The sequence below is a fragment of the Pseudomonas sp. LBUM1679 genome (genome assembly GCF_059695565.1).
The window spans coordinates 4276576-4298140 of sequence record NZ_CP166774.1; the positions used below are offsets into that span (position 1 = coordinate 4276576).

Here is a 21565-nt window from a genome sequence, read left to right on the forward strand (position 1 = left end):
ACGGGCTGATTAGCCAGATTGTAGATGGCTTATCGGCGAAGGGCTCCTTCCAAGGTGACGAGGCTCATTACGGATTACGGAGCCTGCTGGCTTCGGAGGAAGGGGTAGTTAGCCGGTTATTTGAATCAAACGGAGCCCTTTGGCGATTGGCTCCGCCATGACCCGATGGTAATTCCACAATCAAGTGAGTGATGGGTAGAGGCCGAGTGGCGCGTTGTTGTTGGTTTTGTGGGGACGTCAATCCTGGGGTAGCTGCAGGCAATGTTGGTTGGCCCAGTGCCGGTGAGGTAGGAAGGCTGCCATTTTCCGTACGCCCTCTTGCAGCGAAAAATCCTTCTACACCACCTTCACTATTGGGTCCCGTCGCTGTGCCAGCCCTATAGCCCATCTGTCGAGCGCGGTCAGTATTTCTGTCTAGTTCTCGTCTACGTAACCCCAGGGCGCGTAAAGCACTTTCATCTGGCCCTGTACTTGAAGTAGAAGGGCGACGCGATGAAGGCGGAGAATTTGCTGATGAAGAAGTCAAACGGGGATATTGGAGTATTGCAGGGTCAGGAGGAGGAGAAAGCGGACGAGCAAGCGGACGAGAACGCGCAGGAGAAAGCGCAAGAGCCCATGACTTGCTGTAATGGCCACTCGAATCACTCCGATTAGCGGGATCTCCCAGGCAATACGCATACGCATTCAACCCACCCTCGCCAAACGGGCTCCAACTGTCCGGACTGTTGAACCGCATCAAAACCGGGTTGAACTGCCGATAACCATTACCCAAATGATAATTCCCGGTGACCGGGTCCGGCTGCTCGCCGTTAAACCCAAGCAGGGCCGGCAAGCTGTTTTGCAGAGGGCGATGGCCGTAGGGTGTATAGGCGAGGGAGTGCGGTTGGACTGTATCGACTGCGGTCAATACCGAGCGCTGTTGGTCAGTCGCCAGCAGGGTGATACCGATCTCGCCGCCAACATGCTGCTGTTGCGCCAATAACAGATCGTCGTGCTGAACAATGCTTGTTTTTTCAGCGCCTTGTATTTCTGTCGCTAGCCGGTTCTTGCAGAGAAAACGCTGGACGGCTTCCTGCTGAAACGGCATGTAGGCCATCTGGCGATCGAGCGGGTCATAGTGGTAGCGACACAACGGGGTTGTTCGGGGGGAAGCAGGCATTGGCTGAGCTCCATGCGAGGTCCAAAAAGCCGGACCTTCAGCATGAGATTTTTTTCGACCATTGCCTACTGTCAGAATTACCAGGTGCCATCGCCACGCATGTTCTGCCGTAGCTACCGCCATGGATCTTTAAGTCGCCTCCGTTGTTGCGAGCGCAATATAGCCCTACAGATCCCTTTTGTAAGTAACGTCCGTAGTACCTTTCCGAAAATCCAAAACGTCTCAAATATGAGTTGTGACCATTGACCCGTTGTCGCTACGTTCGTTTATGCCCTTTAAAACAACATCCAACGGTCAATAGAGGATTAGCGGGTGCGCACACCAAAGAAATATCTGACAGATGCATCAGTCCATCAAGCCCTGTTACTGCAAGACCTCAGCGAGCAAAGCACTCACGATCACGCCATCCGACTGTTGCTGGATGAAATTCTCCTGGGACTCGCTGAAAAAGGTTGGCCCCAGGCGAAAATCCAGACAGGACCGCGCATCGTCACCGCTGAAGAAAACTACGGTTTGCTCGGTTATGACCCAAAAGAAATCACCCTCGGCAGTGAACACACCCGTTGGGTCGACGAGCACTCCCTGTTGCGAACGCAAACCACCAGTCAAATTCCGGCGGCGCTGCAGCGTGCGGCGGGTGTACGGCAGCCGGGTGAGATGATATTGCTGGCTGCGCCTGGCATCACTTTTCGCCGGGATAGCCGGGATCGCTGGCATTGTGCCGAACCGCATCAAATGGATATCTGGGTACTCGGTGATCCTGAGCTGTCGACGCATGACCACTTGTTAAGCCTGGTGGACGATATTCTCAACTCAGCCGTGCCTGACAAGTCTTGGATCTACAGCGACAGTACGCATCACTACACCGAGGGCGGAATCGAAGTGAACGTGTTGAATGACCGGAATCAGGTCGAGGTGCTGGAGTGCGGGCGTATTGCGACGTCTTTGCTGCAGCGTCTGAAAATAGACCCTTTGCAACATGGCGGGCTGGCTCTTGGGATGGGGCTGGATCGCCTGACCATGCTGCGCAAAGGCATCCCGGATATTCGCTTGCTGCGCGATCAGAATGTACGGGTACAGGCACAGATGCATGATCTGGAACCCTGGAGCGCCGTATCACGCTTGCCTTCGATTACTCGTGACATTTCGTTAGCGGTAACGCCAGGGCTGAGCGAGGAAGTGTTGACCGAAAGGATGTTACAAGCGGCTGGCGATTGCTCTGACTGGATCGAGGAGATGCAGGTCAAGGGACGCTGGGAATTCTCGGAAGTACCCATGCAGGCCATTGAACGCCTCGGGCTGCTGCCGGAGCAGGAAAATGTGCTTCTACGCGTGGTACTGTGTGATTGTTCGCGGTCAATCACTGCTGCCGAGGCGAATGCCTTGTATGCAAAAATTCAGTCGGTGTTGCATGAAGGGGCGCCGGGGGCGGGTTACAGGATGGAACTCACCAAGGTTTAAAAACCTCTGTAGGAGCTGGCTTGCCAGCGAAAGCGGTGGGTCAGTCGACATAATTATCGCTGAATGGACGCCTTCGCTGGCAAGCCAGCTCCCACAATGGTTCCGGAGCATTTCAGCCAAGCTTCGATCAGTCGGTATAACCGAGTCTGGCGGCCTTGAGATCTTGAGTCTGCCCACGCGTCGCCAGGCAGTAGTACAGCGGACAAGTCACCACCAACCCCACCAGCCACGACAAGTCAGCGCCTTCGATCAAATTGGCATAGGGCCCGACATACAACGAGGTATTGGCAAACGGCAACTGCACGATAATCCCGATGAAATACGCAACAATCGCATGCAGATTAAACCGCCCGTAAATCCCGCCATCCGCCCGAAAAATCGAGGCAATGTCGTAGCTGCCACGCTTGATCAGGTAGAAATCGATCAGGTTGATCGAAGCCCACGGCACCAGCACCAGCAGCAGCGCCAGAATCAAGCCGATGAATTGCGAAATGAAGTCCGTCGAAGCACCCAATGCCACCACGCAGCAGCTCGCCAATACAATACTCGACAACACCACCCGCACCTTGATGCTCGGCGTCCACTGGCTGGCAAAGGTCTGGATCGATGTGATGATCGACAACACCGCGCCATACAGATTCAAGGCGTTGTGGCTGATGATATTGAGCAAGAACAGCACCATCAGAATCGGCCCCAACCAGCCGGTGGATTGCTTCACCGCCGCCATCGCCTCGGTGCCTTCCGGAGTCGCCAGCACCGCCACCGCGCCGAAGGTAAACGATAGAATGGTGCCCAGGGTCGCCCCCAGGTAAGTGGCCCAGAACGGCTTGGCAATGCCGATATCCGCCGGCAGGTAACGCGAGTAGTCCGACACATAAGGCGAGAAGCTGATCTGCCAGATGATGCCCAGGGACACCGTCGCCAGCCAGCCGGACAGGTTGAAGCCGCCGCGACTGAAGAAGTCCGCCGGCAGGTCATGGGCGAAGATGTAGAGGAACCCGGCAAGCAAGGCGCTGCCCATGACCCAGGTGCCGATGCGGTTGAGGATGTGGATGAAGCGGTAGCCGATCACCCCGATCGCCGTGGCGCTCAAGGCGCCGATGAGGATGCTCGCCGGCACCGGGACCGACGGCGCGATGCCGACGATCGATTTGCCCGCCAGGACGATGTTGGAGATGAAAAAACCGATGTAGATCAGCGCCGCAAAGAACACGATCAACAGTGCGCCATAACGGCCGAACTGGCCGCGGCTCTGCACCATCTGCGGAATCCCCATGCGCGGGCCCTGGGCCGACGCCAGGGCAATCACCAGGCCGCCGATCATATGACCGAGCGCAATCGCCAGCAGCCCCCAGAACAGGTCAAGGTGGAACACCTGAACCACCATGGCGCCGGTGACAATGGGCAGCGGTGCGATGTTGGTGCTGAACCATAGGGTGAACAGATCGCGGGCCTTCCCATGGCGTTCCGCGAGTGGGACGTAATCGACCGTGTGATTCTCGATCAGGGGGTCTTGCCGGGACATCTGGGACATATGCATGAACTCGAGTTTGTCTGATCTTATAGTTGTACGAAGCCAAACCGGGGGTGCTCTGTGACGACCCCTCAGATGCCGACCATATTATGGTATTCCAAACTTTGTACAAGGCTGATCCGCTTTTTTATCGAGTATCTGATGCGCAATTCTGACGGATGACCACCAGTGCAATCTGGCTTAAAAGCCCGTAATTACTGCGCTTTCGGCCTGACACTGACGTTTATCGGCTCGTGGAAAAAGCGCTTGCAAACTATGTATTACGGTATACCATCAGACCTACAAACACATAAAAACCCGCACCACACCGCCAGAGGACCGTCCCATGATCGATGCCGCCATCTATAAACAAGTGATGGGTTCGTTTCCGTCCGGTGTGACCGTGATCACCACGCTCGATGACGATGGCCAGATCGTCGGCCTGACCGCCAGCGCGTTCAGTTCGTTGTCCATGGACCCGGCCCTGGTGCTGTTCTGCCCCAACTACAGCTCCGATTCCTATCCCGTGCTGATCAAGAACAAGCGCTTTGCCATTCACGTCCTGTCCGGCGGCCAGCAGAGCGAAGCCTATGCCTTCGCACGCAAAGGCAAGGACAAGGCGCAGGGCATCGAATGGACCTTGAGCGAGCTGGGCAACCCGATTCTGGCTAACGCCACGGCGGTGATCGAATGCGAACTGTGGCGCGAATATGAAGGTGGCGATCACGCGATCATGGTCGGCGCGGTGAAGAACCTCATCGTGCCCCAGCACAACGCCGGGCCACTGGTGTATTGCCACGGCAAGATGGGTGCCCTGCCCGTTCTCGCCTGACACCAGAACCGGTCTCGCCAAGAAACATTTTGCCGTCTTATCGTATTATGGTATACCAATAATCAACAGGCCCGCAGTCGACCGGCCGACAACAAAAGATCCGAGGTAAGCGTCATGAAGTTTTCCCTGTTCGTGCACATGGAACGTTGGGACGAAAGCGTCAGCCACCGTCAGCTGTTCGAAGACTTGACCGAACTGACCCTGATGGCCGAGGCCGGTGGTTTCAGCACCGTCTGGATCGGCGAACACCACGCCATGGAATACACCATCTCGCCGAGCCCGATGCCGCTGTTGGCCTACCTGGCCGCCAAGACCACCACCATCCACCTTGGCGCCGGCACCATCATCGCGCCGTTCTGGCATCCGTTGCGGGTCGCCGGCGAATGCGCCCTGCTCGATGTGATCAGTAATGGCCGCATGGAAGTCGGGCTGGCCCGCGGTGCCTACCAGGTCGAGTTCGACCGCATGGCCGGCGGCATGCCTGCGTCCTCCGGGGGTCAGGCCCTGCGGGAAATGGTTCCGGTGGTGCGCGCCCTGTGGCAAGGCGATTACGCCCACGACGGCGATATCTGGAAATTCCCGACGTCCACCAGCGTGCCCAAGCCGATCCAGAAGCCCAACCCGCCGATGTGGATCGCCGCCCGCGACCCGGACTCGCACAACTTCGCGGTGGCCAACGGCTGCAACGTCATGGTCACGCCGCTGATGAAAGGCGACGAAGAAGTCCTCGACCTGAAGAACAAGTTCCAGACGGCCCTGGACAACAACCCGGACGTGCCGCGCCCACAATTGATGGTGCTGCGTCACACCCACGTCCACACGGTCGACGATCCCGAGGGCTGGAAAGTCGGGGCCAAGGCCATCTCGCGTTTCTACCGCACCTTCGACGCCTGGTTCGGTAACAAGACGACGCCGGTCAACGGCTTCCTGGAACCGAGCCCGGAAGAGAAGTTCGCCGAGCGCCCGGAGTTCCAGCTGGAAAGCCTGCACAAGACCGCGATGATCGGCACCCCGGAAGAAATCATCCCGCGCATCAAGTACTACCAGGAACTGGGGGTCGACGAGTTCAGCTTCTGGTGCGATAACAGCCTGCCCCACGCGGAGAAGAAAAAATCCCTGGAGCTGTTTATCAAACACGTGGTCCCGGCATTCCGCTGAGCCCACCCACCGGCCCCCTGGACGCGAAGCCTGGGGGTTGACTGACGTGCAGGGTCGATTCCGATGCTCAATGGTCGTCTCCCATCACTCACCCTTTCCCCCGGCGCCGAGCAGGCTTACCTGCGCGGCGAATGGACCGCTTCGCATATCCATCTCAAGCGCCTGAGCGCCAGCGTCTGCGCCAAACAGAACGGCTTCTGGCAAATAGTTCACTGAGCCCCCGAACAAGACTCCACGCACCGTACGTCGCGCCATCGCGCGGCGTGCCCGGTGCAATGTGTTCCGGCCCATGATCAGGTTTGCCCAATGAACAAAAATAACGCGCTGTTGATCATCGACATGCAGCAAGAGGACGGCTTCGTCCTGGAAAATTTCGACCCGGTGCTGGCCAACACGGCCGCCCTGCTCGAGTCCGCCCGCCGTCGGCGGATCCCGGTGATTTATACCCGCCACATCAACCAGGCCGACGGCAGTGATTTGCCGCGCGGCGAACCACGCGCGGCCGATGGCGGCCCGAGCAGCTATCGCGCCGGCACCCGGCAAGTGGAAATCATCGAGCGCCTGGCACCGCGGCCCGATGAACCCGTCGTCGACAAGGGCCGCTACAGCGCCTTTCACCGCACTGACCTGGAAAATCAACTCAAGGCGCTCAGGGTCGATACCCTGATCGTCTGCGGCGTGTTGACCGATGTCTGTGTACTCAGCACGGTGTTCGATGCCTTCGCCCTGGGTTATGACATTCGCCTGGTCAGCGACGCCTGCACCACGACCACGCTGGCCGGGCACTACTCGGCACTGCTGATCATGGCCAACTGGGTCTACGCTCTGGAAATCCTCACCGGCGAGCAATGCCTGCGCGCCCTCGAGGGTGAAGACTACTTGAGCCTGGTCCCCGGGCAGCCGGATGAATTCGCCTACCAGCCCCACGAACTGGAAAGCACCATCGCCCGTTTGCAAACCCGCCTCGTCCAGACCCAGGAGTGATCGCCATGCAAGTCGAAAAACGCAGCATCGATTTCATCCCCGAGGCTGAACGCCACGGCCAACCCGGCTCGCTGTTCTTCATCTGGTTCGGCGCCAACATGAACATCACCACCATCGCTTCCGGCGTATTGCCGGTGGTCATGGGGCTGAACCTGTTCTGGAGTGCGCTGGCGATTATTGTCGGCTCGCTGGTGGGGGCGATTTTCATGGCCTCCCACTCCGCCCAGGGACCGAAGCTGGGTATTCCGCAAATGATCCAGAGCCGGGCGCAGTTCGGTGTGCTGGGGGCGGTGTTGCCGCTGCTGTTCGTGATGCTGATCTACCTGGGATTCTTCGTCAGCAATACCTTGCTCGCCGCCCAGGCCATGGAGTCCGTCAGCCCGCTGCCGGCCACCGGTAATATCTACCTGATCGGTGCGCTGTGCTTCGTCGTCGCGCTCTTTGGCTATCGCCTGATCCATCGCCTGCAGAAGCTGTTGTCGCTGCTTTCACTGTTGGTATTCGTCGCTGCCACGCTGCTCGCGTTGCAGCTGCCGATCCCCGCCGAACAATGGCTGCCAACGGGTTTCTCGTTATCGAAGTTCCTGGTGGCGGTGAGCATCGCCGTGACCTGGCAACTGTCCTATGCGCCTTATGTGGCCGACTACTCGCGCTACCTGCCGAGCAACACGCCGACCGCCAAGGTGTTCTGGTACAGCTATGCCGGCACGGTCAGCGGCGGTGCATGGATGATGATTCTGGGGGCGATGCTCAGTGTCGGCATCACCGATTTTTCCAGTAACGTCGGCAGTCATGTCGCCGGGTTGTTCGGCAGCGGCGCGTTGCTGCTGTTCGTCTTCATCCTGTATGGCCAGGTGTCGATCAATGTCTTCAACCTGTATGGCGCCTTCATGTCGACCATCACCGTGATCGAACCCTTTACCCGGCTCAAGGTGACGCCTCGGGTGCGCGGCCTGTTCATGCTGGTGATCAGTCTGGTGGCCACGGCCTTGTGCACCATCAGTCAGGACGACTTCATCAGCTTCTTCCTCAACTTCATTTTCTTCATGAGCTACTTCCTGATCCCCTGGACGGCGATCAATCTGGTGGACTACTACTGCCTGCGCAAAGGTCGTTACCTGATTGCCGACATCTTCGACCTGAACGGGATCTACGGGCGCATCAACTGGATCGCCTGCGGCAGTTTCCTGCTGGCGATCGCCGTGGAAATCCCGTTCATGAACACCACGCTGTACGTCGGCCCGGTCGCTACCGCACTGGACGGCGTGGACCTGGCCTGGCTGGTCGGGCTGCTGGTGCCGGCCATCAGTTATTACGGGCTGATGAAGCTCGGCCAGCGCGCCCAGGGGGTTGGCGAGCTGTCGTGATTACCGCCTGAAAAATCCCCTGTGGCGAGGGGGCTTGCCCCCGTTGGACCGCGTAGCGGTCCTGAACCGGTCACCCATTCCTCCATAAAGATTGCGGGGGACCGGTTTTAGGGCCGCTGCGCGCCCCAACGGGGGCAAGCCCCCTCGCCACTAAAGGTGGGTCCTGCGCTCGAAAATCGCGCCCTCAATACCCAGCACTTCCCGGGTGTCGGCATAAATTCCGACGCCCTTCTCCCAGACATGCTTGATCGACTGATCGGCGCAGCGAATCCGGTAATCGAGTTCGAAAGGCTCCTGCCGCGACAAGGCATATTGCACCTCGCGCCAGACGTAATCGGCGTCCTGGGCCAGGATCAGGCTGTTGTAAGTGAATTCATGGTTGTCCACCAGCCGCTCCGGGGGATACCCGGTCAATTGCAGGCAACCGGCACTGACGAACTCCATGGTCCAGTCGCGGTTGTTGCGGCCGCGATAGATCAGCCCCGGCATGCTGTCCAGCAGGCTCATGCTGCTGCGCTGGCTGGCCTGCAAGGCGATCTCGCGTCGTTTGTGCACAGTAATGTCCCCGGCCACCAGATAGAAACCCTCGGCCCCGCGCTTGAGGCTGACGTCAAACCAGCGCAGTTCCCCCGAAGGGTGGACGAAGCGCAGCCGCTGGTTAAAGGAGGTCTCGGGACGCCGACGCAGTTCATGCAGGGCCTGGCGCCACAACGTACGGTCTTCGTGGTGCACATAATCGATGAGGTTGCGCTCCGGACCCGGCCGATCCATCAGCTCGACCCAGGCCAGGTTGAAGTGGGCGATCTGCCCGTTATCCCGCAGTTCGAGCAGCGCTGCTGGAAAGCGATCCATCAGGTGCAAGGGCGGTGTCTGCACACATGCCTCAGGCCGATCCTTCATCTAATGCCGCTCCTCGTGTCGCACCGACGCGCCGTTGTGGACCCACGCCGCCAGCTCCAGACGCGAGTGCAGGCCGAGCTTCTGCAGCAGATTGCGCACATAGATCTTGACCGTGCCATCGCTGATGCCCAGTTCCCGGCCAATCTGTTTATTGCTCATGCCGGCAGCGATCAGGGCCAGGGTCTGCCCCTCGCGTTCGGTCAGGTTGCCGGTGTCCAACGTATCCGCATCATGTGCAGGCCGGTGCACCGACCCGCGTTGATCGGCGAGCAGGGCAATCAGGGTCGAATCCAGGACGATCGCACCCTTGTGGCAGTTGCGCATGTAGGCCAACAACGCATCGGGCTCGGTTTCCTTGAGCACATAGCCGCTGGCGCCCAGGCGCAGGGCCGTCAACAGCTCGGCACGATCCATCGACGCGGTGAGCACCACCACCTGGCAATCGAGGCGCAACTGCCGCAGTTCATCGAGCACCTGCAAGCCGCTCAAGCCAGGCATGTGCAGATCCAGCAGGACCTGCTGCGGCGCCAGGCTGACGGCCAGGTTGATGCCTTCGCGGCCACTGGCGGCCTGCCCCACCACTTCGAAGTCATCGCTGGCGCCGAACAGCTGCGCCAGGCCCTTGCGAAACAGCGGGTGATCATCGATCAGTAATAAGGTCGTGCAGTCCATCGAAACTCCCCTGTGGCAGGTCCTGGTGGTGGCAAAGGCCAAGGTGTACGCGAACCCCGTGCGGGCGGATCGCTTCAATGGTCAGCCGGGCACCGATGCTCGCGGCGCGCTCGCGGATAATCGCCAGGCCGAAATGGTTGTCCTCCCCCGACGCCGGGCTCAGGCCGATGCCGTCATCCTCCACTGATACCGCGATATCGCCGTCCTGGCTTTGCCGCAGTTCGATGCGCACGTGCCTCGCATGGGAATGGCGCACCGCGTTGGCCAGTGCCTCGCGAATGATCTGCAGAATCTGCAGTTCGGTTTCCGGGCCCAAGGCATCGTCGGCGAGGCGATTGTCCAGTTCGAAAACGATGATGCAACGCCGCGAGAACTCGGCGACGGAGTCGGCCAGGGCCTGGCGCAGCGAGCGCCCGTCCATGGTCAGGCGCGCGCTGGTGATCAGTTCGCGCACCTGGCGTTGCAGCTGGCTCAGGCCGCCGCACAATTCCTGCAACACCGCAGAGGCGTGCTCAGGCGTGCCCGGTTGCGTGCGCAGCAAATGCGCCTGGAACGCCAGGTAACCCAACTGCTGCGCCACCGAATCGTGCAGTTCTCGGGCCAGGGCACCGTGCTGGAACGTGGCCTGTTTGCGCTGTTGCTCACGGTTGTGGCAGCGCAAGCGTACGGTGACGCCGACCGCCTGCGCCGCCTCCTCCAGCAATTGGCGCCAACTGGTGTGTGCCGGTTGTGGGGTATCGAGCAGCATCACCCCTTTGCTCGAATCGTCACTTTGCGGCAAGGCACACAGCAGGCGATGCACGCCCCGTTGCCGGCAAGGGCCACAGACTTGGGCCGTATCCGTCAGTGTCGCGTCACGCCAGGGACAGCGTTCCACGTCCCTGCAGCCCTCAAGCAACGCACGCCGCGCCGGCCCCAGGTCTTCGCCACCCAGGATCAGATTCAGTTTGCAGGTTGGCAGCAGTGCTTCGAAACGGTCCAGAAAACCCGACAAGGCACCGTCTGCGTGCACCTGACACAAGGGCAATCCGGCCAGCAGTTTGCGCACGCTGCGTGCCTGTTCGGGGCGGATACGCCCTAACCAGAGCGGCCACCACTGCGGTCGTGTTCGCACTATCGATAACTCCCCGTCCCGGTTGCTCAGCCCTGAGCAAAGACCAGCAACTTCCATGCCCCGGACAAGCCTCGCGCAAGGCTTATCTCCAAAGACATAGCCCTTTTTCCAGATTGAGAAGATTTTCCCCATAGGAAAGTATCTTCCCCAACAGGCAACAAACTCTTTGCCCAACGCCACCTTTCTCGCCCTTTTGACAGGCGTGGATCAGCCAGGAAAGCCCACATGACGGATAGACACAGTGCCGCCCCGGACCGACTTCACAGCCTCCCGCGCTATGGCCAGCGACTACCTCGCGACACCGCCACCGGGCAGATCGTGGTCATGCAATCAGCGGCCGCCTGCGCAGCCTTTGTCGGCGAACTGGACCAGCCCCTGGTGCTCGATGGCGAGAACGCCGACTTTGCCCGGCGCCTGCATCAGGTGCTAGGCAGTGCCACCGTCGGCAGCCATCTCTACATCATGGGCGACGAGGCCTTTATCTGGCGCATTCACAACGAGGCCCGCAGCGCCGGGCTGGAAGATGACGAGATCGATATCACCCGCACCCTTGCCGGCCCGCGCCTGGTGTATTGCGTGCACTGTGGCCTGACCCAGGCTGCCGGGCCGGTGCCACTGCTGGCCTGCATCGGTTGCGCGATCGGGCTGGAAGTGCGCGAGCACTTTTCCAGACGCCTGGGGGCCTACCTCGGTGTCTGCACCAACCCCGACCAGCCTTACCCTGGAGCCCGGTCATGAGCGCCGTACTCCAAGTGCAAGTCAGCGCGGCGAGAATGCTCACCCCGGCGGTGCGCGAGTTCACCCTGCAGTCATGCGCCGGACCCTTGCCAGGTTTTTCCCCCGGCAGTCATGTGCAGGTTCACCTGCCGCTGGCGACGGGCAATGTGCGCAATGCCTATTCACTGACCGGCGACCCGGCGCACAGCCAGCACTACCGCATCGCCGTGCGCCTGCAGGACGCCTCCCGCGGCGGCTCGCACTACCTGCATCGCCAGGTCCGGGTCGGCGACAGGCTGCAGATCTCGCCGCCGGCCAATCTGTTTGCCCTGCACTCGACCGCCAGCCTGCACATCCTGATCGCCGGCGGCATCGGCATCACGCCGTTCATGGCTTACATCGCGGCCCTGGAACAACGCCAGGCCCACTTCGAATTGCACTACCTCTGTCGCCCCGGCCTGAGCGATGCCTATGTCGAGGACTTGCAACAGCGCCTGGGATCGCGACTGCACACCTACACCCGTCGTCCGGACCTGAGCCAGATCCTGCGCCACCGGCCGCTGGGCAGCCACGTTTACACCTGCGGCCCGCAACCGTTGCTCGACGCGGTACGGCAACAGGCCAAGGCCCTCGGCTGGCCGCTCGGCCGGGTGCACTGGGAGGCCTTCAATGCCGCGCAACCGGGCCAGCCCTTCGACCTGCAATTGCTGCGCAGCGACCGCCGCCTGCAGGTCGGGGCCGAACAAAGCCTGCTCGAAGCCCTGGAATCGGCCGGCCTGCAGATCCCCAACCTGTGCCGTGGCGGCGTCTGTGGCCAATGCATGACCCGCCACCTGGGCGGCGAGATCGAACACCGCGACAGCTTTCTGAGCCCCGCCGAGCAGGCAGATTTTCTTATGCCCTGTGTCTCTCGCGGCCGCGGCCCTTGCGTTTCGCTGGATCTTTAGGAGTCGACCATGTCCATTCAAGCAAGCCCCGTGCAGAGTTACCGCGACGACTTCAGTTTTCGCAACAGCCCCGCCGCCATCCGCCGTTTTCCCTTCCCCTTCACCGAGGACAGCTACCTGTATTCGGTGAACATCGAACCGGCGACTTCCCGGGACCCCGGCTCGATTTACCAGCACGGGTTCGACATCGACGAACACTACCCTTCGGAAATGGCCGAACGTGCCCTGGTGCTGGACAAGGACCCGCGCCGCTACCTGGTGTTGCCGCACATGCAGGTAGCCGCCTGGGATGCCCTGCAGATGCTCATGGAACACCTCGCCGCCGACTATCCGCAGTGGTTCAGCCTTGAGCGTGTGGGTGACGACTGGCACTGGCGCAACCAGCTGCTGGATATCGATCAGCGCTTTGTCTTCGGTGATGCCGCAAGTCTGCCTTGCGAGCCGCTGGAGTTCATCGGTCGCCAGGTGCAGGGGGATTTCGCCCTGCTCGATCAGCGCGATGGCGACCTGTACATGGACGCCGGCCTGGTCACCAGCCCGGCCGACTGGTCCCTGGCGTTCGACGCCGGCATGAGTTTCAAGCAGTGGCATTCACCGGTGCCCATGGCCCATCAGATGGGCATCTTCGACCGCGCGCTGAAGTACCTGCTCAACCTGCAGGTGGGGCAGCCGGTGCGGCGCCTGAACTGGACGCTGACCATCAACCCGCGCCTGGATTCGTCCCCCGAGACCTTCCATGAATGGGGCGCCGATCGCGGCCGCATCACCACCGAAAACGTCGGGCAACAGGTGCATCTGCGGGTCGAGCTACAAGTGATGGCCCGCCTGCCGCGCAGCCACGCGGTGATGTTCAGCATCCGCACCTACCTGATCAGCATGGACGAACTGGTCACCCAGCCCGGCTGGGGCTGCCGCCTGCATCGCGTGCTGCGCGACCTGCCCGAGCCGATCGCCGACTACAAAGGCATGAGCCGCTACCGACCGACCCTGGTCCAGTGGCTGAGCCGCTTCGACCCGAAAGCCTGACTCCTTACCTACTTTTTCCCGACAAGGATCTTCACATGGCCCATTCATGGCGTATTTCTGCACTGGCCGAACGGCACCGCGCACTCGGCTCGAACCTCGAAGACTGGAACGGCATGGGCACAGCCTGGACCTACAGCAGCGACCTGGCCGATCACCATCAGGCGATCCGCACCCGGGCCGGGCTGATGGACGTGTCCGGGCTGAAGAAAGTCCACTACGTCGGCCCCCACGCCGAGAGCCTGCTGCAATGGGCCACCACCCGCGACATCGCCAAGCTCTACCCGGGCAAGTCGGTGTACGCCTCGATGCTCGACGAGGACGGCAAGTTCGTCGATGACTGCATCGTCTACCGCACCGGGCCCAACGCATTCATGGTGGTGCACGGTGCCGGCAGCGGTCACGACATGCTGGTGCGTTCATCCCAGGGCCGGCAGGTGGCCGTGCTGTTCGATGACGACCTGCACGACCTATCGCTGCAAGGGCCGCTGGCGGTGGACTTTCTCGCCGAGCACGTCCCCGGGATCCGTCAGCTGCCTTACTTCCATCACCTGCAAACCCGCCTGTTCGACCGCCCGGTAATGATCTCCCGCACCGGCTACACCGGCGAGCGCGGCTACGAGATTTTCTGCAAGGCCGCCGATGCGCCGGCGCTATGGGACAGCATCCTCGAACAGGGCGCGAGCCTGGGCATCATTCCATGCGCCTTTACCGCCCTGGACTGGTTGCGGGTGGAAAGCTCGTTGATGTTTTTCCCCTACGACAACTCGCAGATGTACCCCTTCGCCGACCAAAAGGCTGGCGACACGCTCTGGGAAATGGGCCTGGATTTCACCGTCTCCCCGGACAAACGCGAGTTCCGCGGCGCCGAGGAGCACTTCCGCCTGCGCGGCCAGGAGCGCTTCAAGATCACCGGCGTATTGCTCGAAGGCGTGCGCGCCGCCGAGGCCGGCGACACCCTGTGGCAAGGCAACCAGCAAGTCGGGGTGATCACCTGCGGCATGTATTCGCGCCTGAGCAAACGCTCGATGGCCATCGCCCGCATGAGTGTCGCCTGCTCCGTTCCCGGCATCGCCTTGCAGGTACGTGGCAGCCAGGAAAGCGCCGCCGAGACCCACGCACTGCCTTTCGACGACCCGAAAAAAACCAAGCGCACGGCCAAGGGCTGAGCCTTCCCCTCACTTGCAAAAAGGGAACCTTCGATGGACACCTCCAACGAACATTACATCCTCAAGATCGACTGCCCGGCAGCATCCGGCATCGTCGCCGCTATTACCGTGTGCCTGGCCCGCCAGCAGTGCTACATCAGCGAGCTGGCGCAATTCGACGACGAGTTCACCGGGCAGTTTTTCATGCGTGCGGTGTTCCGCTTCAACACCGGCGTGACCGGCGACATCGGTGCCCTGCGCGAAAACCTGGGCGACCTGGCCGGCGGCTTCGACATGCAGTGGCAACTGTTCTGCAGCAGCCAGCCGACCCGGGTGCTACTGATGGTCAGCAAGTTCGACCACTGCCTGACCGACCTGCTCTATCGCCATCGCAAGGGCGAGATGGACATGCACATCACCGCCGTGGTCTCCAACCACCTGGACCTGCGGGCCATGGCTGAACGTGAAGGCATCCGCTTCATCTATCTGCCGATCACCAAGGACAGCAAGGCCAGCCAGGAAGCCGAACTGATGCGCATCGTCGAGGACACCCAGACCGACCTGGTGGTGCTCGCCCGCTACATGCAGATTCTGTCCGACGGGCTGTGCCAGCAGCTGTCCGGGCGGGCGATCAATATCCATCACTCGTTCCTGCCCGGTTTCAAGGGCGCCAAGCCCTATCACCAGGCCTACGACCGCGGCGTGAAACTGATCGGCGCCACTGCCCACTACGTCACCAGCGACCTCGACGAGGGGCCAATCATCGAGCAGGAAATCCAGCGGGTCGACCATACCCACCTGCCCGACTCGCTGGTTGCCATCGGCCGCGATACCGAAACCGTCGCCCTCTCCAAAGCCCTGAAATATCACCTGGAACACCGGGTGTTCATCAACCAGGACAAGACAGTGATCTTTCGCTGAGAGCAGCGGCTGCTGTTTCTGAGGCGCCGCTGCAGTTTCTATCCGAGTCGTACATCACGAGGCACGATCATGACTTTACGCGTAGCAATCATCGGTGCCGGCCCTTGCGGCATGGCTCAACTGCGGGCATTTCAATCGACCAGGGACCAGGGAACACCCATCCCGGAACTGGTCTGCTATGAAAAACAGCAAGACTGGGGCGGCATGTGGAATTACACCTGGCGCACCGGCCTGGATGAAAACGGCGAACCGGTGCACGGCAGCATGTACCGCTACCTGTGGTCGAACGGACCGAAGGAATGCCTGGAGTTCGCCGACTACACCTTCGAAGACCATTTTGGCCGCCCCATCGGCTCCTACCCGCCACGGGAAGTGCTCTGGGACTACATCAAGGGCCGCGTCGAAAAAGCCGGGGTTCGCGACTACATCCGTTTCAACAATGTGGTGCGCCAGGTCACCTTTGACGAAGAGACTCGCCGCTTCACGGTGGTCGCCCACGACCACGGCAGCGATACCCAGACCTCGGAAGAGTTCGACTATGTGATCAACGCCTGCGGGCATTTTTCGACGCCGAAGATGCCGTACTTCCCCGGATTCGAGCGGTTCGGCGGGCGCATCCTGCACGCCCATGATTTCCGTGAGGCGCTGGAGTTCAAGGGCAAGGATCTGCTGATCGTCGGCAGCAGCTATTCCGCCGAGGACATCGGCTCGCAGTGCTACAAGTACGGCGCCCGCAGCATCACCAGCTGCTACCGCACCGCACCCATGGGCTATGACTGGCCCGCCAACTGGGAAGAAAAACCGCTGTTGCAGCGCTTGGAAAAAAACCGCGCGTACTTTATCGACGGCACCCACAAGCACATCGATGCGGTGATCCTGTGCACCGGCTACAAACATCACTTCCCCTTCCTGCCGGACGGACTGTGCCTCAAGACCGACAACCGGCTATGGCCGATGAACCTGTACAAGGGCATTTTCTGGGAGCCCAACCCGCAACTGATCTACCTCGGCATGCAGGACCAGTGGTACTCGTTCAACATGTTCGACGCCCAAGCCTGGTACGCCCGCGATGTGATCCTCGGACGCATCCAGCTGCCGAGCCCGGCCGAGATGATCGCCGACAGCCTGCAATGGCACGCACGGGAACAGACACTGGAAACCAACCAGCAAATGTTCGAATTCCAGGGCGCCTACATCCAGCAGCTGGTGGACGCCACCGACTACCCGAACTTCGATATCGCCGCGGTCAACGACACCTTCCTGCACTGGAAGCACGACAAGGCCCACAACATCATGGGTTACCGCGACAAGTCCTATCGCTCGCTGATGACCGGCACCCAGTCGCCGCCCCACCACACGCCTTGGCTGCACGCCCTTGACGACTCCATGGCGGCGTACCTCGCTGAACCGCCGATGTCCGTCAAGTCGATCGGTTGACCCGGGAGCCTCACCATGAACGCACCTCGTGTTTCCCGCCCGCGGGAACCCGGACTCTTTGCCCGGGCCCCGGCCCTGGAGCGCTATCGGGTAGCCGCCGGCGGCCTGACCCTTGTCGCACTGCAGCCCGGCGACAGCCTGCAAGTGATCGACCTCGAAGGCCGGCAACCTTGCGAACTGCTGGCCGTGGATATGCTCGGTCGCAGCGCCCTGGCGGCCTGGGCACTGAGCGGTTCGACGGCCTGCGGGTTTATCGGCGCACGGCTCGCCGAACCGACCTTGCAGTCGCGCCGCATTGGCCACGCGCTGAGCCGACGCGGGATTGATCCACAACACCTGCCCAGCGCCGCCTCACTCTGGGACGAGGACAGCCCTGCCGACTTCAGCCGCCGCTTCGTCGCCAGCGATGAGCTACTCGTGATCGTCGCGGCACCCGCCGGACCGACCGCCGTTGACCGGCAATACCGGCCCAGCGAACTCAGGTTATGGGTGACTCGGGCCAATCCCTCGCCGCTGCTGCTCCCCGCGTTGCCAGAACCCTTGGGCGAGTTACTCGACGAGTTCACCATCGGTGCCGGCACTGCCCACAGTTACACCGTCGGCAAAGGTCAGTATGTGCAGGTGCTGGATGTCGCCGGGCGCCAGTGCTCGGACTTCGTTGCCCTGGATCGACGGGCGCTGGATCGCGGCCTGGAGCTGGACCTGGACCAGACCGTCACCCGTACGCTGAACGGCAGCGCCTACCCGGCACCGGGTCTGTTTTCGAAGTTTTTCGACCGGCAGATGCAACCGATGCTCGAGGTGGTGCGTGACACCGTCGGCCGCCACGATTCCTTCGCCCTGGCCTGCGCTGCGCGCTATTACGAGAGCCATGGCTACTTCGGGCACGACAACTGCAGCGACAACCTCAGCCAGGTGCTTTCGTCCCATGGGGTCAAGGCCCGCAATGGCTGGCCGGCAATCAATTTTTTCTTCAACACCGGGATCGACGCGCACCAGCAGATGACCCTGGATGAACCCTGGTCGCGTCCAGGCGATTACGTGCTGCTGCGGGCCATGACCGACCTGCTGTGCGCCAGTACCTCGTGCCCGGATGACATCGACCCGGCCAATGGCTGGGACCCGAGCGATATCCACGTCCGCATCTACAGCGAAAAGGAGCGTTTTTCCATCGCCATGAGCACTCGAACCACGGCAGATGCCGACCCGATTCTTACCCGTGAGTCCGCGTTCCACTCACGCACCCGCGCCTTGACCGGCAGCTTCGTCGACTACCGCAACTGGTGGCTGCCACTGCGTTATGACGGCTATGGCGCGATCGAGGAATACCTGGGTTGCCGCGAACGGGTGGCGGTGATGGACCTGACCGCCCTGCGCAAATTCGAAATCATCGGCCCTGATGCCGAAGCCTTGCTGCAGTACTGCCTGACCCGGGATGTGCGGCGCCTGGCGGTGGGGCAAGTGGTGTATTCGGCGATGTGCCACGAGCACGGCGGCATGCTCGACGACGGCACCCTGTTGCGCCTGGGACCGGACAATTTCCGCTGGATCTGCGGCGAGGACTACGCCGGCGTGTGGCTGCGCGAGCAGGCGCAGAAGCTCGGCATGAAAGTCTGGGTCAAGTCCGCCAGCGAGCAGATCCACAACCTCGCGGTGCAAGGCCCGATGAGTCGTGAGCTGCTCAAGCAAATGGTCTGGACCGCGCCTGATCAGCCGGGCCTGGAAAGCCTGGGCTGGTTCCGTTTTCTGGTGGGTCGCCTGGACGGTTATGACGGTTGCCCGCTGATGATCTCGCGCACCGGCTACACCGGCGAGCTGGGTTACGAAGTCTGGTGCCAGCCCGAGGATGCCGGGCAAGTCTGGGACCGGATCTGGGCGCTGGGCCAACCGTTGGGCCTGGTGCCGTTGGGCCTGGAAGCGCTGGACATGCTGCGCATCGAAGCCGGGCTGATCTTTGCCGGCTACGAATTCAGCGACCAGACCGATCCGTTCGAGGCCGGTATCGGTTTCAGCGTACCGCTGACGAGCAAGACCGATGATTTCATCGGTCGCGAGGCCCTGCTGCGGCGCAGCGCTCATCCGGCCCACAAGCTGGTGGGCCTGCAATTGAGTGGCAATGAAGGCGCCCACCACGGTGACCCGGTGTACCGCGGTCGGGCCCAAGTCGGGGTCATCACCAGTGCCTGCCGCTCGCCACTGCTGGCCAGCAACATCGCGTTGTGCCGGGTCGACGTGGCCTGTGCCGACGTCGGCACGGTGCTGGAAATCGGCAAAGTCGACGGCCTGCAGAAGCGCATCAGCGCCACGGTCACCGCCGCGATTTTCTACGACCCGGACAAGAGCCGGGTACGCAGTTGATCGACCTTACACTTACTTTTGACTGCCCATACCCGCACCTGTAGGAGCTGGCTTGCCAGCGAAGGCGTCCTCACGGCTCGTGCAAGGCTCAAGAATGCCATCGCCAGCAAGCCGGCTCCTACAGGTCCCGCTCTACTCAAACATGGGAATACGAAGATGCAAGCGACTACGTTCGAGGCCGTACCCCAGGCCGCCGGCTCAATGGGCAGCCTGCAGCGCAAGATCGACTGGCGCGGGGCGTTCTGGGTCGCCAGCGGCGTGCCCGCCCTGGTGCTGTTTTCTATCGGCGCGATAGCCGCCACGGTTGGCAAGCCGGCCTGGATCGTCTGGATCGTGTCGATCCTGTTCGGCTTTATCCAGGCCTTCACCTACGCCGAAATCGCCGGTCTGTTCCCGCACAAGTCCGGCGGTGCCTCGGTCTATGGCGCCGTCGCCTGGGTGCGCTACAGCAAGTTGATCGCACCGGTGTCGGTGTGGTGCAACTGGCTGGCCTGGTCGCCGGTGTTGTCCATCGGTTCCGGGCTGGCGGCCGGTTACATCCTCACTGCGCTGTTTCCCGCCGATGCACTGATCAACACCTGGCAACTGACCTTGCTCGACCTGGGCTGGATCAAGAGCGGCCTGTCGCTGCGGATCAACGCGACCTTCGCCATCGGCCTGCTGATCCTGCTGACCGTGTTCGCCGTGCAGCATGGCGGCATCCTGCGCTCGGCACGCCTGACCCTGGTGCTCGGCGTGACCTCGCTGATTCCCTTGCTGCTGGTGGGCGTGGTGCCGTTGTTCACCGGGGATGCGGCCCAGGCCAACTTCCTGCCACTGTATCCGCTGGCCCATGATGCGGCCGGGCAAGTCATCGACGGGCCCTGGGACATTTCCGGCTGGTCGCTGATGGCCGGGGGGCTGTTCATGGCCGCGTGGTCGACTTACGGGTTCGAAACGGCGGTGTGCTACACCCGGGAATTCAAGGACCCCAAGCGCGACACCTTCAAGGCGATCTTCTATGCCGGCCTGTTGTGCATTCTGGTGTTCACCCTGGTGCCCCTGGCCTTTCAGGGCAGTCTCGGTCTTGGTCAGTTGGTGACCCCGGCGGTACTCGATGCCAGCGGTGCGGTGGTCACACCGGCGGTCTACAGCGGCCTGTTGTCACCGGCGATCTACAGCGGCATGGGCGTCGGCCAGGTCATGGCGGACAGTATCGGCGGCGGCAAGGTTGTGGCCAATATCGTCCTGATCATGCTGGTGCTTGCCACCTTGCTGGCGATCATGACCTCGATGTCCGGTTCCTCGCGCACCCTGTACCAGGCGTCGGTGGACGGCTGGCTGCCGAAGTACCTGGGCCGCACCAACGAACACGGCGCACCGACCGCCGCCATGTGGACCGACCTGTCGTTCAACCTGCTGCTGTTGCTGATGTCCGACTACGTGTTCGTGCTCGCGGCGTCCAATGTCAGCTACATCATCTTCAACTTTCTGAACCTCAACGCCGGCTGGATCCATCGCCTGGACCGTCCCGACTGGGTACGCCCGTACAAGGCCCCCACCGTGCTGCTGGTGGCCGGCGGTGTACTTAGTTTCGTCAACCTGGCCTGCATGGGCCTGGGCGCCGATATCTGGGGCGCCGGAACCCTGATGACCGGCCTGCTGCTGGCGCTGTTGATCCTGCCGGTATTCTGCTATCGCCACTATGTGCAGGACCGCGGACGCTTCCCCGAAGCGATGCTCAGCGACCTGCATATTCAGGCCGATGCCGGTCAGAAACGCGCCGGCTGGTTGCCTTATGCCACGCTGATCGCGGGTGTTCTGGTGGTGTACGGCTGCCATCAACTGGTAGCCTGAGCGCCCTTGCCTGCAGGT

The 21565-nt window shown here is 61.5% G+C and carries 19 protein-coding genes; 14 read left to right on the forward strand and 5 right to left on the reverse strand.

Translation table 11 applies throughout. The annotated features are described in order from the left end of the window. Positions 1–67: 67 nt before the first annotated feature. The gene (locus ACA062_RS19385) at positions 68–1159 is read right to left on the reverse strand and encodes an RHS repeat-associated core domain-containing protein (protein WP_497452543.1); all 1092 of its coding nucleotides are present in this window, start codon (positions 1157–1159) and stop codon (positions 68–70) included. 312 nt (positions 1160–1471) lie between these two features. Here ACA062_RS19385 and srmL point away from each other — a divergent pair, with 312 nt between their 5' ends. Further along, positions 1472–2620 (forward strand): PheS-related mystery ligase SrmL, encoded by a 1149-nt coding sequence (gene srmL / locus ACA062_RS19390; RefSeq protein ID WP_497452544.1) that lies wholly within the window; start codon positions 1472–1474, stop codon positions 2618–2620. Between the two features lie 127 nt (positions 2621–2747). On the opposite strand, the gene ACA062_RS19395 is transcribed toward srmL, so the two are convergent. Next, entirely contained in the window at positions 2748–4154 is a 1407-nt protein-coding gene (locus ACA062_RS19395) for a purine-cytosine permease family protein (RefSeq protein WP_497452545.1), read from the reverse strand. A 325-nt stretch (positions 4155–4479) separates the two neighbouring features. Here ACA062_RS19395 and ACA062_RS19400 point away from each other — a divergent pair, with 325 nt between their 5' ends. From ACA062_RS19400 to ACA062_RS19420, 5 genes are all read left to right on the forward strand, one after another. Continuing rightward, a complete protein-coding gene (locus ACA062_RS19400) occupies positions 4480–4965 on the forward strand; it encodes a flavin reductase family protein (protein WP_128872071.1) in 486 nt (161 codons plus the stop codon). 114 nt (positions 4966–5079) lie between these two features. Beyond that, on the forward strand, positions 5080–6123 hold the full coding sequence (locus ACA062_RS19405; RefSeq protein ID WP_497452546.1) for an LLM class flavin-dependent oxidoreductase: 1044 nt from the start codon (positions 5080–5082) through the stop codon (positions 6121–6123). A 63-nt stretch (positions 6124–6186) separates the two neighbouring features. Further along, positions 6187–6339, forward strand: a complete 153-nt coding sequence (locus ACA062_RS19410) for a hypothetical protein (protein ID WP_497452547.1) — start codon at positions 6187–6189, stop codon at positions 6337–6339. Between the two features lie 90 nt (positions 6340–6429). Further along, on the forward strand, positions 6430–7107 hold the full coding sequence (locus ACA062_RS19415) for a cysteine hydrolase family protein (RefSeq protein ID WP_497452548.1): 678 nt from the start codon (positions 6430–6432) through the stop codon (positions 7105–7107). Between the two features lie 5 nt (positions 7108–7112). Next, on the forward strand, positions 7113–8474 hold the full coding sequence (locus ACA062_RS19420; RefSeq protein ID WP_497452549.1) for a purine-cytosine permease family protein: 1362 nt from the start codon (positions 7113–7115) through the stop codon (positions 8472–8474). A gap of 150 nt (positions 8475–8624) precedes the next feature. Here ACA062_RS19420 and ACA062_RS19425 read toward each other — a convergent pair whose 3' ends face one another. The 3 genes from ACA062_RS19425 to ACA062_RS19435 are packed head-to-tail and all read right to left on the reverse strand — an operon-like array spanning position 8625 to position 11160. Continuing rightward, positions 8625–9374, reverse strand: a complete 750-nt coding sequence (locus ACA062_RS19425) for a PAS domain-containing protein (RefSeq protein ID WP_497452550.1) — start codon at positions 9372–9374, stop codon at positions 8625–8627. Then, positions 9375–10046: a response regulator gene (locus ACA062_RS19430; protein ID WP_497452551.1), complete on the reverse strand. Its 672-nt coding sequence runs from the start codon at positions 10044–10046 to the stop codon at positions 9375–9377. After that, positions 10015–11160 (reverse strand): ATP-binding protein, encoded by a 1146-nt coding sequence (locus ACA062_RS19435; RefSeq protein ID WP_497452552.1) that lies wholly within the window; start codon positions 11158–11160, stop codon positions 10015–10017. Before ACA062_RS19435 ends, ACA062_RS19430 begins: the two co-directional genes overlap by 32 nt. Positions 11161–11385: 225 nt before the next feature. Here ACA062_RS19435 and ACA062_RS19440 point away from each other — a divergent pair, with 225 nt between their 5' ends. The 8 genes from ACA062_RS19440 to ACA062_RS19475 all read left to right on the forward strand — a co-directional run bounded on the left by ACA062_RS19440 (position 11386) and on the right by ACA062_RS19475 (position 21547). Then, a complete protein-coding gene (locus ACA062_RS19440) occupies positions 11386–11898 on the forward strand; it encodes a dimethylamine monooxygenase subunit DmmA family protein (RefSeq protein WP_497452553.1) in 513 nt (170 codons plus the stop codon). Continuing rightward, positions 11895–12824: a PDR/VanB family oxidoreductase gene (locus tag ACA062_RS19445; RefSeq protein WP_497452554.1), complete on the forward strand. Its 930-nt coding sequence runs from the start codon at positions 11895–11897 to the stop codon at positions 12822–12824. The genes ACA062_RS19440 and ACA062_RS19445 overlap by 4 nt, the downstream gene beginning before the upstream one ends. A gap of 9 nt (positions 12825–12833) precedes the next feature. Continuing rightward, positions 12834–13850, forward strand: a complete 1017-nt coding sequence (locus ACA062_RS19450) for a heme-dependent oxidative N-demethylase family protein (protein ID WP_497452555.1) — start codon at positions 12834–12836, stop codon at positions 13848–13850. A gap of 35 nt (positions 13851–13885) precedes the next feature. Next, complete coding sequence (locus ACA062_RS19455; RefSeq protein ID WP_497452556.1) at positions 13886–15016, forward strand: aminomethyl transferase family protein; 1131 nt, start codon at positions 13886–13888, stop codon at positions 15014–15016. A gap of 33 nt (positions 15017–15049) precedes the next feature. Further along, complete coding sequence (gene purU, locus ACA062_RS19460; protein ID WP_497452557.1) at positions 15050–15916, forward strand: formyltetrahydrofolate deformylase; 867 nt, start codon at positions 15050–15052, stop codon at positions 15914–15916. Between the two features lie 69 nt (positions 15917–15985). Next, positions 15986–17353 carry a trimethylamine monooxygenase gene (locus ACA062_RS19465; protein ID WP_497452558.1) on the forward strand — a complete coding sequence of 456 codons (1368 nt, stop codon included), beginning with the start codon at positions 15986–15988 and terminating at the stop codon, positions 17351–17353. A 15-nt stretch (positions 17354–17368) separates the two neighbouring features. Beyond that, positions 17369–19711 (forward strand): trimethylamine N-oxide demethylase, encoded by a 2343-nt coding sequence (locus ACA062_RS19470; RefSeq protein ID WP_497452559.1) that lies wholly within the window; start codon positions 17369–17371, stop codon positions 19709–19711. 156 nt (positions 19712–19867) lie between these two features. Further along, complete coding sequence (locus ACA062_RS19475; protein ID WP_497452560.1) at positions 19868–21547, forward strand: APC family permease; 1680 nt, start codon at positions 19868–19870, stop codon at positions 21545–21547. Positions 21548–21565 lie beyond the last annotated feature (18 nt).